8 protein-coding genes are annotated in these 14,297 nt (G+C 72.3%); all 8 read right to left on the reverse strand.

From position 1 onward, the window contains the following. Positions 1–94 precede the first annotated feature (94 nt). Genes NBH00_RS16605 through NBH00_RS16640 form a run of 8 tightly spaced genes read right to left on the reverse strand, consistent with a single transcriptional unit; the run spans position 95 to position 14,297 of the window. Positions 95–1,294, reverse strand: a complete 1,200-nt coding sequence (locus NBH00_RS16605; protein WP_254569709.1) for a glycosyltransferase family 4 protein — start codon at positions 1,292–1,294, stop codon at positions 95–97. Positions 1,295–1,337: 43 nt separating this feature from the next. Continuing rightward, positions 1,338–3,395: a malto-oligosyltrehalose synthase gene (treY, locus tag NBH00_RS16610; protein ID WP_254569710.1), complete on the reverse strand. Its 2,058-nt coding sequence runs from the start codon at positions 3,393–3,395 to the stop codon at positions 1,338–1,340. Next, positions 3,392–5,521, reverse strand: coding sequence for a glycogen debranching protein GlgX (glgX, locus tag NBH00_RS16615; protein ID WP_254569711.1), 2,130 nt, complete (start codon positions 5,519–5,521; stop codon positions 3,392–3,394). Before glgX ends, treY begins: the two co-directional genes overlap by 4 nt. Continuing rightward, positions 5,518–7,254, reverse strand: coding sequence for a malto-oligosyltrehalose trehalohydrolase (treZ, locus tag NBH00_RS16620; protein ID WP_254569712.1), 1,737 nt, complete (start codon positions 7,252–7,254; stop codon positions 5,518–5,520). Before treZ ends, glgX begins: the two co-directional genes overlap by 4 nt. Further along, on the reverse strand, positions 7,251–9,173 hold the full coding sequence (glgB, locus tag NBH00_RS16625) for a 1,4-alpha-glucan branching protein GlgB (RefSeq protein WP_254569713.1): 1,923 nt from the start codon (positions 9,171–9,173) through the stop codon (positions 7,251–7,253). Before glgB ends, treZ begins: the two co-directional genes overlap by 4 nt. Beyond that, on the reverse strand, positions 9,170–10,576 hold the full coding sequence (locus NBH00_RS16630) for a maltokinase N-terminal cap-like domain-containing protein (RefSeq protein ID WP_254569714.1): 1,407 nt from the start codon (positions 10,574–10,576) through the stop codon (positions 9,170–9,172). The genes glgB and NBH00_RS16630 overlap by 4 nt, the downstream gene beginning before the upstream one ends. Continuing rightward, a complete protein-coding gene (treS, locus tag NBH00_RS16635) occupies positions 10,573–12,345 on the reverse strand; it encodes a maltose alpha-D-glucosyltransferase (RefSeq protein WP_254569715.1) in 1,773 nt (590 codons plus the stop codon). Before treS ends, NBH00_RS16630 begins: the two co-directional genes overlap by 4 nt. After that, positions 12,345–14,297 carry an alpha-1,4-glucan--maltose-1-phosphate maltosyltransferase gene (locus NBH00_RS16640; RefSeq protein WP_254569716.1) on the reverse strand — a complete coding sequence of 651 codons (1,953 nt, stop codon included), beginning with the start codon at positions 14,295–14,297 and terminating at the stop codon, positions 12,345–12,347. The genes treS and NBH00_RS16640 overlap by 1 nt, the downstream gene beginning before the upstream one ends.

Here is a 14,297-nt window from a genome sequence, read left to right on the forward strand (position 1 = left end):
CCAAGTGAGGACGGGGCGGCCCAGGTCGGAAGGGCCGCCGCACGAGGTGCCGCGTCCGGGATTCGACGTCCCGGGGGCCCCGGACTCACCTTCTTCAGGCGCGTCGCGCCGGGGTGTCCGTGAGCAGCCCGTCGTAGACCGCGCGCGTCTGCTCCGCGACGTCCGCCCAGTCGAACTGGAGCACGTGCTCGCGGGCCTGCACGACGAGCCGGTCGCGCAGCTCGTCGCTCGTCAGCAGCCGCTCGATCATGATGCCGAGGTGCTCGGCGTCGCCGCCGTTGAAGCGCAGGCCGACGCGCTCGCCGGGCGGGACGACCTCCCGCAGGCCGCCGGTGTCGGCGACGATGCACGGGCAGCCGGAGGCCATCGCCTCGAGGGCGACGAGCCCGAACGGCTCGTAGAGCGACGGGACGACCGTCAGGTCGGCGATCCGGTAGAGGTTGTGCAGGGCGTCGTCGCCGATCCAGCCGAGGAACGTGCCGTGCTCGTCGAGCCCGAGGCGGGTGGCCTGCGCGCGGAGCTCCTGATCGGCGGTCCCCGACCCGGCCACGAGGAAGCGCAGGTCGCCGACGTGGTCGATGACGTCCGGCAGCGCGTCGAGCGCGACCTGGAAGCCCTTCTCGTAGACGAGCCGCCCGACGAGCAGGACGAGCCGCTCGTGCGGCTGCGCGAAGCGGGCGCGGAGCGCGTCGAGGTCGCCCTTGGGCTGCAGGTCGTCGGGGTCGATCCCGTTCGGGATGACGGCGATGCGCGCCTCCTCCACGTCGAAGATGTCGGCGACGTGGCCACGCATGTAGTGCGAGCAGACGATGACCTGGTCGGCGGCGTGGACCATCCAGCGCTCGGTGCGATGGATGTCCGACTGCGGCGCGACGTGGACCCACCCCTGGTGGCGGCCGAACTCCGTCGCGTGGACGGTCGTGACGAGCGGGCGGCGGACGCCGTCGGCGAGGCGCTTGGCGGCGACGGCGACGAGCCAGTCGTGGCTGTGGACGAGGTCGAACTGCAGCTCGTCGCAGAGGGCACGGCCGGCGACGAGGAGGTCGTCGTTGAGCTGGCGCACCCAGGCGACGAACTCGTTGAGGCCCTGCGGGTAGCTGGGCTCGGGGACGCGGTGCACGATGACGCCGTGGCGCTCCTCGCGGGCGGCGCTGCGCTGGTCGCCGCGCGTGAGGACGTGCACCTCCACGCCGTCGCGCACGAGCTGCTCGGAGAGCTTGCGTGCGTGGCGGGCGAGTCCGCCCTCGACGATCGGCGGGTACTCCCACGTGACGATCAGGACGCGCGACGTCAAGGCCCAGATCCTAGACGAGCGTGCCAGAACGCCCGGCGCACGGTCAGATCCGGCGCAGCAGCGCCCGTCCGTCCGGGCCGAGGACGCCCGCGAGGCTCGCCTGGTCGGGCAGGTCGAACTCGGCCCCGTCGAGGACGCTGCGCCACGTCCCGGCGGCCGCCGCCGGGAGCGCCCAGCCCTCGGTCCCGGCCCCGGCGTCACGGAGCGCGACGGCGACGAGGACGTCCTCGCCGCGCAGGAAGGCGCAGACGCCGTCGCCCGCGGGGATCGGGGTGTAGGCGCCCTGCGCGAACGTCCCGGGCAGCTCGCGGCGGAGCTCGAGCGCCTTCCAGACGAGGTGGAGCTTCGCCCGCTCGCGCGAGGGCGCGTCGCCACCGCGGAGCGCCGCGAGGGCCTCGGCGCGCGCGGCGAAGTCGACCGGGCGGCGGTTGTCCGGGTCGACGAGCGCGGAGAACCACGTCTCGTCGCCCTGGTAGAGGTCGGGGACCCCGGGGACGGTGAGCTTCAGCAGGACCTGGCCGAGCGCGGCGCGCGCACCGACGTCGGCGACGCGGGCCGCCCAGCCGTCGAAGCCGTAGCGGAACGGGCCGTGCTCGTAGAGGCGCCGGGCGAACTCGAGGACGCCGTGCTCGTGCGCCTCGTCGGGGTCGACCCACGAGGTGCCCTGCTTCGCCTCGCGCAGCGCCTTGATGAGGTACGGCTCGAGGCGCTCGAGCTCGATCGGCCAGGCCCCGATGAGCGTCTGGTAGACGAGCAGCTCCTCGGCCGGCGTCGGCGCGGCCACGTCGCGCAGCTCGGCGTTGTCGGCGTGCCAGCGGCGGACGGCGCCGGCCCACTCCTCCCCCAGGCCCGCAAGCGCCCCGAGGCGGGCGCGGACGTCGCCGGAGCGCTTCGTGTCGTGCGTGCTCGTCGCGAGCAGGTTCTCGGGGAAGCGCCGGCCGCGCTCGGCGGCGCGGGCGTGGAAGGCGTCGACGGAGAGCCCGAAGCGGCCGGGGTCCCCCCCGACCTCGTTGAGCGCGAGCAGGCGGTGATAGCGGTAGAAGGCGGTGTCCTCGACGCCCTTGGCCATGACCGGGGACGTCGTCTGCTGGAAGCGGACGACCCACTCGGCGGGGACCTTGGGGTCCTCGAGGAGGGCGGCGCGGCGGACGGCCTCCGGGACGTGGGCGAGCGCCTCGCGGTCCTCCGGCGCGACCTCGTCGCGCTCGGGGACGACGTAGGTGCGGTAGATCTCCAGGGCGCTGAGCGCCTCGGTCGTCCCGGGGACGTCGTGGACGGCGCCCAGCCGGTCGACCTCGCGGCCGAACGTCGTCGCGGCCTGCTCGGCCTTCGCCTCGTCGGCCCAGTCCGAGAACGGCCGCGCGTCGCCGCTGAGCTCCGTCCACAGCGCCGTGAGCGGCGCCTCCCCGGCCGGGTCGACGAAGATCGCCTGCACGTCGACGCAGAACTCGTAGCCGGTCGTCCCCGCGGTCGGCCAGCCGACGCGGAGCTGCTCGCCGGTCTCGGCCGAGAGGATCTTCTCGACCCAGACGCGGTCGACGCCGGCGTCGTGCAGCCGTCGCAGGTAGCCGGCCGGGTCGGCCATCCCATCGGGGTGGTCGACCCGGATCCCGTCGGCGACGCCGTCGCGTACGAGCTCGATGACCTTCGCGTGCGTCGCGGCGAACACCTCGGGGTCCTCCTGCCGCACGCCGGCGAGCTCGTCGACGTCGAAGAACCGGCGGTGCCTGCCGGTGACGCGGTCGAGGTCGAAGAACTTCGCCCGCAGGGCCGGGTCCGACCAGTAGCGGTTGGCGTCGTCGGTCGCCATGTGGTTCGGGACGACGTCGAGGACGAGGCCCATGCCGCGCCGGTGGGCGTCGGCGGCGAGCGCGCGCAGGCCGTCCTCCCCGCCGAGGGCGACGGAGACCGCCGCCGGGTCGATGACGTCGTAGCCGTGGGTCGAGCCGGCGCGCGCCTCCCACACCGGTGAGAGGTACAGGTGCGAGACGCCGAGGTCGTCGAGGTACGGCAGCAGCGCCTGCGCGTCCGCGAAGCCGAGGTCGGGCCCGAGCTGCAGGCGGTAGGTGGCGCGGAGGGGGCGGGGGCCGGTGGGCGTCATCTGCGCCGCAGCAGGGTCATCGAGCGGGCGGAGACGAACAGCGAGCCACGGGCGGCGACGTCGACCGAGCCGGGCGCGGCGGCGGGGGCCGCCGTCGCGAGCTCGAGCGTCCACTCGGCCCCGAAACGGGCGGCCGGGAGCGTGAACTCGACGTCGTGCTCGCTCGCGTTGAGGAAGAGGAGGAAGGAGCCGCCGTGGACCGGCTGCCCGCGCTCGTCCTGCATCCCCGTCGAGGAGCCGTTGAGGAAGACGCCGAGCCAGCGGAGCTCCTCGTCCTCCCACTGCTTGCGCGTCATGCGGCGGCCGTCGAGGCGGAACCACCAGATGTCCGGCAGGACGGTGTCGGCCTCGTCCCCCTCGAGGAAGTGCTCGCGGCGGAAGACGGGCTCGGCGGCGCGGAGCGCGACGAGCCGCTGGGTGAACTCACGGAGGCTGCGCGCCTCCTCGTCGACGTCCCAGTGGAACCACGAGACCTCGTTGTCCTGGCACCAGGCGTTGTTGTTGCCGCCCTGCGAGCGGGCCATCTCGTCGCCGCCGAGGAGCATCGGCACGCCCTGCGAGAGGAGCAGCGTCATGAGGAAGTTGCGCCGCTGGCGCCAGCGGAGCGTGTTCACCTCGGGGTCGTCGGTCGGCCCCTCCACCCCGCAGTTCCAGGAGCGGTTGTCGTCGGTGCCGTCCTTGGAGTCCTCGAGGTTCTCCTCGTTGTGCTTCTCGTTGAACGCCGTCATGTCGGCGAGCGTGAAGCCGTCGTGGGCGGTGACGAAGTTGACCGAGGCGAACGGCTTGCGCCCGTCCGACTCGTAGAGGTCGCTCGAGCCGGTGAAGCGCGAGGCGAACTCGTTCAGCGGCGCCTCGCCGCGCCAGAAGTCGCGCACGACGTCCCGGTACATCCCGTTCCACTCCGACCACAGCACCGGGAAGTTGCCCACCTGGTAGCCGCCGGGGCCGACGTCCCACGGCTCGGCGATGAGCTTCACCTGGGAGAGGACGGGGTCCTGGTGGATCGTGTCGAAGAACGCGCTCAGGCGGTCCACGTCGTAGAGGCCGCGCGCGAGCGCCGAGGCGAGGTCGAAGCGGAAGCCGTCCACGTGGCACTCGATCGCGAAGTAGCGCAGCGAGTCCATGATGAGCCGCAGCACCTCGGGCTCGACGGCGTTGAGCGTGTTGCCCGTCCCCGTGTAGTCCATGTAGTGCCGCTTGTCGTCGGGGACGAGGCGGTAGTAGGAGGCGTTGTCGACGCCGCGGAAGGAGAGCATCGGGCCGAGGTGGTTGCCCTCGGCGGTGTGGTTGTAGACGACGTCGAGGATGACCTCGATGCCCGCGCGGTGCAGCGCCTTGACCATCCCCTTGAACTCGCGGACCTGCTCCCCGAGGCGGCCGGTCGCCGCGTACTGCGCGTGCGGCGCGAGGTAGCCGATCGACGAGTAGCCCCAGTAGTTCGAGAGCCCGCGGTCGTGGAGGAAGGACTCGTCGATGATGTGGTGGACGGGCAGCAGCTCGAGGGCGGTGATGCCCATCGCCTTCAGGTAGCCGATCGCCTCGTCGCTCGCCAGGCCGGCGTAGGTGCCGCGCAGCTCCTCCGGGATCGCGTCGAGGAGCTTCGTGAAGCCCTTGACGTGCGTCTCGTAGATGACGGTCTGCGTCCACGGGCGGGCGAGCGGCCGGTCCCCCTCCCAGTCGAAGTGGTCGTCGACGACGACGCACTTCGGCATCGCGGGCGCGGAGTCCTCGTCGTCCGCCTCGAGGTCGGCGTCGTCCCCCGCGTCCGGGTCGGGGACGTACGGCAGGACGCTCGCGGCGTCGAAGTCGACCCCGCCCTCGATGGCCTTCGCGTACGGGTCGATGAGGAGCTTGCACGGGTTGAACCGGTGCCCCTCCTCCGGCGCGTACGGCCCATGGACGCGGTAGCCGTACCGCTGGCCGGGCCCGACGCCCGGCAGGTAGCAGTGCCAGTTGTGGGCGGTGACCGCGGTGACGTCGATCTGCTCCTCGGCTCCGTCGGCGTCGAAGAGGCAGAGGACGACGCGCTCGGCGTTCTCGGAGAAGATCGAGAAGTTCGTCCCCTCCCCGTCCCACACGGGCCCGAGCGGGAAGGGCCGGCCCGGCCAGACCTCGCGCGCGCTCACCGGATCACCACGCCGCTCATCGGGGCCAGGCGGAGGCCGGCGGCGGCCCGCCGGGCCGGTGCGGTCGCGAGGACGATCTCGCCCGCGGGCGCGGGCACGGTCTGGGGGGTGTCGGAGAAGCTCATGATCAAGGTGTGGGTGCCGCGCCGGACGCGGAGCCAGCGGGCGGCCTCGTCGTAGCCGGTGACCTCGGCGTGGCCGGGGGCCGCGAGGGTGAGCTCGGCGCGCAGGGCCAGGAGGTCTGCGTGGAGCGCGGCGAGCGCGGCGTCCTCCGTGCGCACGAGCTTGGAGGCGAGGAACGTCGCGCGGTCCTGCGGGTCGGGCACCTCCTGGCCGGAGAAGGCGGCGAAGGCGGCGAACTCGCGCCGGCGGCCGTCGCGGGTGGCCTTCGCGATCCGCTTGTCGATGTGGTCGGAGAAGAACTGGAAGGGCGCGGCCTCCCCGTACTCCTCCCCCATGAAGAGCATCGGCGTGAACGGCGAGAGCAGCGTGCAGAACGCGGCGAGCGGGCGCAGCGCGGGCGGCAGGCGGTCCCCGAGCGCGCGGTTGCCGACCTGGTCGTGGTTCGCGGAGAAGACGACGAACGCCTCGGGGGGCAGGTCGGGTGCGGGGGCGCCGAAGCGCCGGCCGCGGAAGGTCGACCAGCCGCCGTCGTGGACGTGCGGCACGCGCCAGGCCTTCGCGAGGTCGGCGACGCTGCCGAACTCCTCGTAGTACCCCTCCTGCTCGCCGGTGAGCAGCGTGCGCAGCGCGTGGTGGAAGTCGTCCGCCCAGGCCGCGTCGTGCCCGAGGCCGCCGACGGCCCGCGGGCGCATGACCTGCGGGTCGTTGCGCCCCGACTCGGCGATGATCAGCGCGCGCGGGTCGACGGCCCTCACCCGGGTGGCGAGCTCGGCGAGGAGCGGCTCGGCGGAGCCGTCGAAGATCGCGTGGATCGCGTCGAGGCGCAGGCCGTCGACATGGAGGTCGCGGACCCACATCTCGGCGTTCTGCAGGACCCACTCGCGCACCCCGCCGCTGCCCTCGCCGTCGTAGTTCAACGCCTCGCCCCAGAACGTCGAGTAGCGGTCGGTGAAGAACGGGCCGAGCATCCGCAGCGCGCGCTCGCCGGACGCGCCGACGTGGTTGTAGACGACGTCGAGGATGACGGCGATGCCGGCCCGGTGGGCGGCGTCGACGAGCCTGGCGAGCGCCTCCGGGCCGCCGTAGGCGTGGTGCGCGGCCCACAGGTAGACGCCGTCGTAGCCCCAGCCGTGCTCGCCGGGAAACTCGGCGACCGGCATGAGCTCGATCGCGGTGACGCCGAGCGCGGCGAGGCGCGGCAGCTCTCTGATCGCGGCGTCGAACGTGCCCTCCGGCGTGAACGTCCCGACGTGGAGCTCGTAGATCACCGCGTCGCGCAGCGGCACCCCGTCCCACGCCTCGTCGGTCCACGCGAAGGTGGCGGGGTCGACGACGCGCGAGGGCCCGCGCAGGCCCTTCGGCTGCCAGCGGGTGCACGGGTCCGGGACCCGCCGGCCGTCGGCGATCACCCAGTAGTCGTCGCCCGGCGCGGCGTCGAGGACGCCCTCCCAGACGCCGGACCCGGCGTCGGTCAGCGCGTGGTCGCCGGAGCGCAGCCGGATCGCGACCTGCTCGGGCTTCGGGGCCCAGACGCGGAAGCGCACGCGGCCGTCCCCCAGCACGGTCGTGCCGAGGGGACGTTCGAAGGGCAGGGCGGGTGCACGGGTCACAGCTCGGGCGAGAACCAGATCACGCCGAGCGGCGGAAGGGTCAGCGCGGCGGACGCCGGCTGGTCGTGCCAGGGCTCCTCGTCGGCGGTGATCGTGCCGTTCTCCACGCCGCTGCCGCCGTACGCGGACGCGTCGGAGTTGAGGACCTCGCGCCACGTGCCGCCGGAGGGCAGCCCGACGCGGTAGCCCTCGCGGACGACCGGCGCGAAGTTGCAGACGCAGACGAGCGGCGGCGTCCCCGGGTCCCCCTCGCGGAGGAAACAGACGACGTTCGCGTCGGCGTCGTTCGCCTCGAGCCAGCGGAAGGCCGACGCGTCGTCGTCGCGCTCCCACAGGGCGGGCAGGTCCGAGTAGGCGTGGTTGAGGTCGCGGACGAGCGCCTGCACGCCCCCGTACCCCGCGTCCTGCAGGAGATGCCAGTCGAGCGACCGCTCGTGCGACCACTCCCGCTCCTGTGCCAGCTCGTTGCCCATGAAGAGAAGTTTCTTGCCCGGGTGCGCCCACATGTACGCGTAGAGCGCGCGGACGTTCGCGAGCTGCTGCCAGCGGTCGCCCGGCATCTTCTCGAGGATCGACCCTTTGCCGTGGACGACCTCGTCGTGGCTCAGCGGCAGCACGAAGTTCTCGCTGAAGGCGTACATGAGGCTGAAGGTCAGCGTGTGGTGGTGGTACTTGCGGTGGATCGGGTCCTGCTGGAAGTACGCGAGCGTGTCGTGCATCCAGCCCATGTTCCACTTGAAGCCGAAGCCCAGCCCACCGACGTGGGTCGGCCGGGAGACGCCCGGCCACGCCGTCGACTCCTCGGCGATGGACAGGACGCCAGGCTCGCGGGCGTGGATGACCTCGTTGAACTCGCGCAGGAAGGCGACCGTCTCGAGGTTCTCGCGGCCGCCGTGCTCGTTCGGGAGCCACTCGCCGTCCTTGCGGGAGTAGTCGAGGTAGAGCATCGACGCCACGGCGTCCACGCGCAGGCCGTCGACGTGCATCTCGCGCAGCCAGTAGAGGGCGTTGGCGAGGAGGAAGTTGCGCACCTCGTTGCGGCCGACGTTGAAGATGAGCGTGCCCCAGTCGGGGTGCTCGCCGCGACGCGGGTCCTCGTGCTCGTAGAGCGCCGAGCCGTCGAAGCGGCGCAGCGCCCAGTCGTCCTTCGGGAAGTGCGCCGGGACCCAGTCGAGGATGACGCCGATGCCCGCCGCGTGGAGCGTGTCGACGAAGGCGCGGAAGTCGTCGGGGGTCCCGTGGCGCGCGTCGGGCGCGAAGTAGCCGGTCACCTGGTAGCCCCAGGACCCCGGGAACGGGTGCGACATGACCGGCAGCAGCTCGACGTGGGTGAAGCCCATGTCGGTCGCGTAGGCGGCGAGCTCCTGCGCGAGCTGCGCGAACGGCAGCGGCGTCTCGGGGTCGTCCGGGTCGCGGCGCCACGAGCCGAGGTGCACCTCGTAGACCGACATCGGCTCGCGGTGCGGGACCGCGGCGCGCCGGCGCTGCAGCCACGCCGCGTCCTGCCACCCGTGCTGCGGGGCGTGGACGACCGAGTCGGTGCCCGGGGCCTGCTGCGCCTGGGCGGCGTACGGGTCGGCCTTCAGGCGCACGTCGCCCGACGCGGTGCGGATCGCGTACTTGTACGCCTGCCCCGGGCGCGCCCCGGGGACGAACGCCTCCCAGATGCCGGAGGATCCGGACCCCGCCGCCCGCATCGCGTCGTGGTCGTGGTCCCACTCGTTGAAGTCGCCGATGACGGTGACGCTCGTCGCGTTCGGCGCCCACACGGCGAAGGCGACGCCCTCGGTCCCGTCGACCGTCGTCACGTGCGCGCCCAGGCGCTCGTAGATCCGCTCGTGGCGGCCCTCCCCCGCGAGGTGCAGGTCGAGCTCGCCGAGGATCGGCGGCGTCTTCGTCTTGCCGTTCGTGCGGGTCACGCGGGGGTGGCCTCCTCGTCGTCGTCGAGCTCGAGCATGCGGGCGATCCCGGCGACCGGGATCGAGACCCAGTCCGGGCGGTGGTCGATCTCGTAGCGCAGCTCGTAGACCGCCTTCTCGAGCTCGAAGACGTTGAGCAGCCGGTCGACGTTCTGGCGCCCCGGCGGAAGCAGCGTCTGATCGGCCTCGGCGAGATAGCCCTCGAGGAACGCCTCGCGCACCGCGTCCTCCCAGCCGGCCGGCGCGGGGACGCCGTTGAGGATGCGCGACGCGGACGCCGCGTAGGCGAAGGAGCGCAGCATCCCGGCGACGTCGCGCAGCGGCGAGCGCTTGGCGCGGCGCTCGGCGAGCGTCCGCGCCGGCTCGCCCTCGAAGTCGAGGACGACCCAGCCGCCGTCCTGCCCGCGGAGGACCTGGCCGAGGTGGTAGTCGCCGTGATGGCGGATGATGCGGCCGGCCGAGCCGACGGTGAGCGCGCCGAGCAGCTCGCGGACCTCCTGCCCGCGGCCGGCGATCGGCTGCAGCGGCCCGACGTCCTGGGGCAGGTCGCGGAAGATCCGCTCGATCTCCTCGTCGACGGTCGCGGTGAGCAGGCCGAGGGCCTCGGTCGACGTGTCGGCGGGCGCGAAGGCCTCGTCCTGGCTGTCGGACGCGAGGGCCGTGTGCATCTGACCGGTGATCTCGCCGAGCGTGCGCGCCTCGGCGACGAAGCGGTGCGGGTCGTCCGAGCGCAGGACGTCGAGGACGAGGTCCCAGCCGTCGGTCGAGCCGGGGACGAAGTCCTGCACGACCCCGAGCGTCGCGTCGATGAGGCGTCCGGTGTGCGAGTACCAGGCCCGCAGCGGCGCGATGTGGTCGAAGCCGTGCGCGCTGAGGAAGTGGAGCATCTCGAGCTCCGGGTTGACGCCGGCGCCGAGGCGGCGGAACGCCTTCAGGACCTGCTTCTCGTCGAGGACGACCGACGAGTTGGACTGCTCGGCGCCGAGCGGGCGCACGTCGTCCGGGACCGGCACCGGCCGGCCGTCGGGGCTGCGGAACTCGGCGACGCCCGCGGGCGTCTCCACGTCGGTCCCCGACGCCATGAGCCGCACGACCTCGCGGACGAACGCCGGGTCGGTCATCGCGTCGTAGACGATGTGCTCGTCGTCCTGGCAGATGATGCCGTGCTGCCAGCCGCTGGCCGACGGCCGGCGGCCGATCGGCAGCTGGTAGAGCTCGTGTGTGCCCGGGTGGAAGCGCACCTCGATGATCGCAAGCGCCAGGCGCGGATCCTCCTCGAGGATCGGGATCGACTCGAGGACCGAGATCCCGGCGACCTCGCGCGACTTCGAGCCGAACCAGCGCTGGCCGAGGACGAATTCGGCGAGCGTCTCCTCGCTGATGAGCGTGTCGATGGCGGTCATGCGGTGGCCCCCCCGTTGTCGTGGGCATTGACGGTGGCGGCCTCGATGGCCCGGGCCGCCTCATCCTCGCCGCTTTCGCCGGACGTGAGGAGGAACCAGTAGAAGCCGCGCGGCGCAAGCGTCAGGAGATACGGCAGCTCGCCGATCCGCGGGAAGCGCGTGCGGCCGAACATCTCCTCGGGGTAGGAGCCCTCGAAGGCGGAGAGGTCGAGCTCGACCGCCTGCGCGGAGCGCGCGACGTTGTGGACGCAGAGCGCGATGTCGTCGGCGTGCTTGCGGATGTGGGCGAAGATCCGCGGGTTGGAGACCGTCAGCGGCTCGTAGGTGCCGAGCCCGAACACCGGGTGCTCCTTGCGCAGCGAGATGAAGCGCCGCACCCACCGCAGGAGCGACGTCGGCGTGCGCAGCTGCGCCTCGACGTTCACCGCCTGGTAGCCGTAGACCGGGTCCATGAGCGGCGGCGCGTAGAGCTGCGCGAAGTCCGCCCGGCTGAAGCCGCCGTTGCGGTCGCCCGTCCACTGCATCGGCGTCCGCACGCCGTCGCGGTCGCCGAGGTAGAAGTTGTCCCCCATGGCGATCTCGTCGCCGTAGTAGAGGACCGGCGACCCGGGGAGCGAGAAGAGGATCGCCGTCATGAGCTCGATCTCGTCGCGGCCGTTGTCCAGGAGCGGCGCGAGGCGGCGGCGGATGCCGAGGTTGAGCTTCATCCGCGGGTCCTTCGCGTACTCCTTGTACATGTAGTCGCGCTCCTCGTCGGTGACCATCTCGAGGGTCAGCTCGTCGTGGTTGCGCAGGAACAGGCCCCACTGGCAGTTGTCGGGGATCGCCGGGGTCCGCTCGAGGATCTCGATGATCGGCGTCGCGTCCTCCCGCCGCAGCGCCATGAACATCCGGGGCATGAGCGGGAAGTGGAAGGCCATCTGGCACTCGTCGCCGTCGCCGAAGTACTCGACGACGTCCTCCGGCCACTGGTTCGCCTCGGCGAGCAGCACGCGGTCCGGGTACTCCTCGTCGATCGTCTTGCGCAGCCGCTTGAGGTAGGCGTGCGTCTCGGGGAGGTTCTCGCAGTTCGTGCCGTCGCGGGCGTAGAGGTAGGGCACCGCGTCCAGGCGGAAGCCGTCGAGGCCGAGGTCGAGCCAGAAGCGCAGGGCGTCGAGCATCGCCTCCTGGACCTCGGGGTTGTCGTAGTTGAGGTCCGGCTGGTGGCTGAAGAAGCGGTGCCAGTAGTACTGGCCGGCAACCGGATCCCACGTCCAGTTCGACGGCTCGGTGTCGGTGAAGATGATCCGCGCGTCGGCGTACAACTGGTCGGTGTCGGACCACATGTACCAGTCGCGCTTCGGGCTGTCGGGCGAGGAGCGCGACTCCTGGAACCACGGGTGGTCGGACGAGGTGTGGTTGACGACGAGGTCGGCGATGACCCGCATCCCGCGCTGGTGGGCGGCCTCAACGAACTTGTGGAAGTCATCGACCGTCCCGTAGTCGGGGTGGATCTCGTTGTAGTCGGCGATGTCGTAGCCGCCGTCGCGCAGCGGGCTCGCGTACATCGGCAGCAGCCAGATGCAGTCGACCCCGAGCCACGCGAGGTAGTCGAGCTTCGCGGTGAGCCCGATGAAGTCGCCGGAGCCGTCGTCGTTGCCGTCGAAGAAGCCGCGCAGGTGGATCTCGTAGAAGACCGCGCGCTTGTACCAGAGCGGGTCGTGCTCGAACCAGCGCTGCGGGTCGGCCTGGGTGGCGGCGGCGTCGTGGCCGTGGACCTCGATCGACATCAGGAGACGACCTCGAGGACGTGGGCCTGCCGCTCGCCGGGCGTGAGGCGGACGTAGTTGCCACCGAGGCGCCAGTGGTACTCGCCGCCGTCGAGGACGTCGCGGACGGTGAAGGCCGGCGGGAGGCCGGAGGAGGCGGGCACGTTGACGAGTCCTTCCTGGGGGTGATGCGGATCGACGTTCACGACGACGAGCACCGTGTCGCGACCGGCGCGGCGGACGTAGGCGATGAGCTGCCCGTTCGCCGTGTCCATGAACTCCAGACCGGGCAGTTGCTGCAGCGCGGGGTGCGCGCGCCGCGCCCGGTTCAGCGCGGCCGCCATCGGCAGCAGCGGGCCGTCGAGGGTGCGCGCCTTCGTCTCGTACTTCTCGCTGTCGAGGTACTCCTCCGAGCCCGGGCGGACCGGGACGTTCTCGCAGTCCTCGAAGCCGGAGTAGATGCCGTACGTCGGCGAGAGCGTCGCGGCGAGGACGAGCCGCGCCTCGAAGGCCGGCCGTCCACCGTGCTGGAGATAGGCGTGGAGGATGTCCGGCGTGTTCGCGAAGAAGTTCGGCCGGTAGTAGTCGGCCATCTCCGTGCTGAGCTCGGTGAGGTACTCCTCGAGCTCGGTGCGCTCGTTCTTCCACGTGAAGTACGTGTAGGACTGGTTGAAGCCGGCCTTGCCGAGCGCGCGCATCATCGCCTGCCGCGTGAACGCCTCCGCGAGGAAGATCACCTCGGGGTGCTGGCCGCGGACCTCGGCGATCATCCACTCCCAGAAGGCGAGCGGCTTCGTGTGCGGGTTGTCGACGCGGAAGACGCGCACGCCGCGGTCGACCCACGTGAGCGTCACGTCGAGCAGCGCCTGCCACAGCGCCTTCCAGTCCTCGCAGCCGAAGTGCAGGTTGTAGATGTCCTGGTAGCGCTTGGGCGGGTTCTCCGCGTACTTCAGCGTCCCGTCGGGGCGGTGGTGGAACCACTCCGGGTGCTCGGTGAGCCACGGGTGGTCGGCCGAGCACTGGAAGGCGAGGTCGAGCGCGAGGTCGACGCCGTGCGAGTCGCAGGTGTCGACGAGCGCGGCGAAGTCGTCGAGCGTGCCGAGCTCGGGGTGGAGCGCCTCGTGGCCGCCCTCGGCGGCGCCGATCGCCCACGGGCTGCCGGGGTCTTCGGGGCCGGCGGTCAGCGCGTTGTTCGGCCCCTTGCGGTTCTTGCGGCCGATCGGGTGGACGGGCGGGAGGTAGAGGACGTCGAAGCCGAGCTCGGCGAGCTGCGGGACGACCTGCGCCGTGCCGCGGAGGCCGCCCCACGACCGCGGGAAGAGCTCGTACCAGCTGCCGAAGCGGGCCCGCTCGGGGTCGGCGTCGAGCGCGACGGCGGGCTCGAGCGTCGCGGACCGGGTGCGGTCCGGCGCCCGCTCGGCCGCCGCCACGACCGGTCCGGCGAGGGCGGCGGCGACGCGCTGCTCGGTCGTGCGCGCCGGGTCGGTGACCTCGGCGGCGGACTTCGTGAGGATGCGCGCGTCCGCCGGCTTGGCGCGCTCGGCGGCGGCCTCGAGCAACAGCGCCCCCTCGGCGAGCTCGCTCGTCAGGTCCTCCTGCCCGCCGTCGAGCTTGCGGGCGATCTCGTGGCGCCAGGAGGCGAGCGCGTCGACCCACGCCTCGATCGTCCAGCTCCAGCGGCCGAGCGCGTCGACCGTGATGTCGCCCTCCCACGTGTCGCCGTCGATGTGCGCGTCGATGTGGCGCATCGGCGCCTCGCGCCAGGCCCGCTTGCCCGGCGCGCGCCAGCGGACCGCCGCGCGGATGACGTCATGCCCGTCCGCGAAGACCTCGGCGGAGACCGTGAGCGTCTCCCCCACCGTGCGCTTGGCGGCGTAGCGGCCGCCGTCGAGGACGGGCTCCGCGCCGCGGATGATGATGCGCGGCGGGGCCTCGGTCTTGCGGGCAGGTGTGGGGGCGGTGTGGACGGGCAT

The organism is Paraconexibacter antarcticus (genome assembly GCF_024220175.1).
In the GTDB taxonomy this organism is placed as follows: domain Bacteria; phylum Actinomycetota; class Thermoleophilia; order Solirubrobacterales; family Solirubrobacteraceae; genus Paraconexibacter; species Paraconexibacter antarcticus.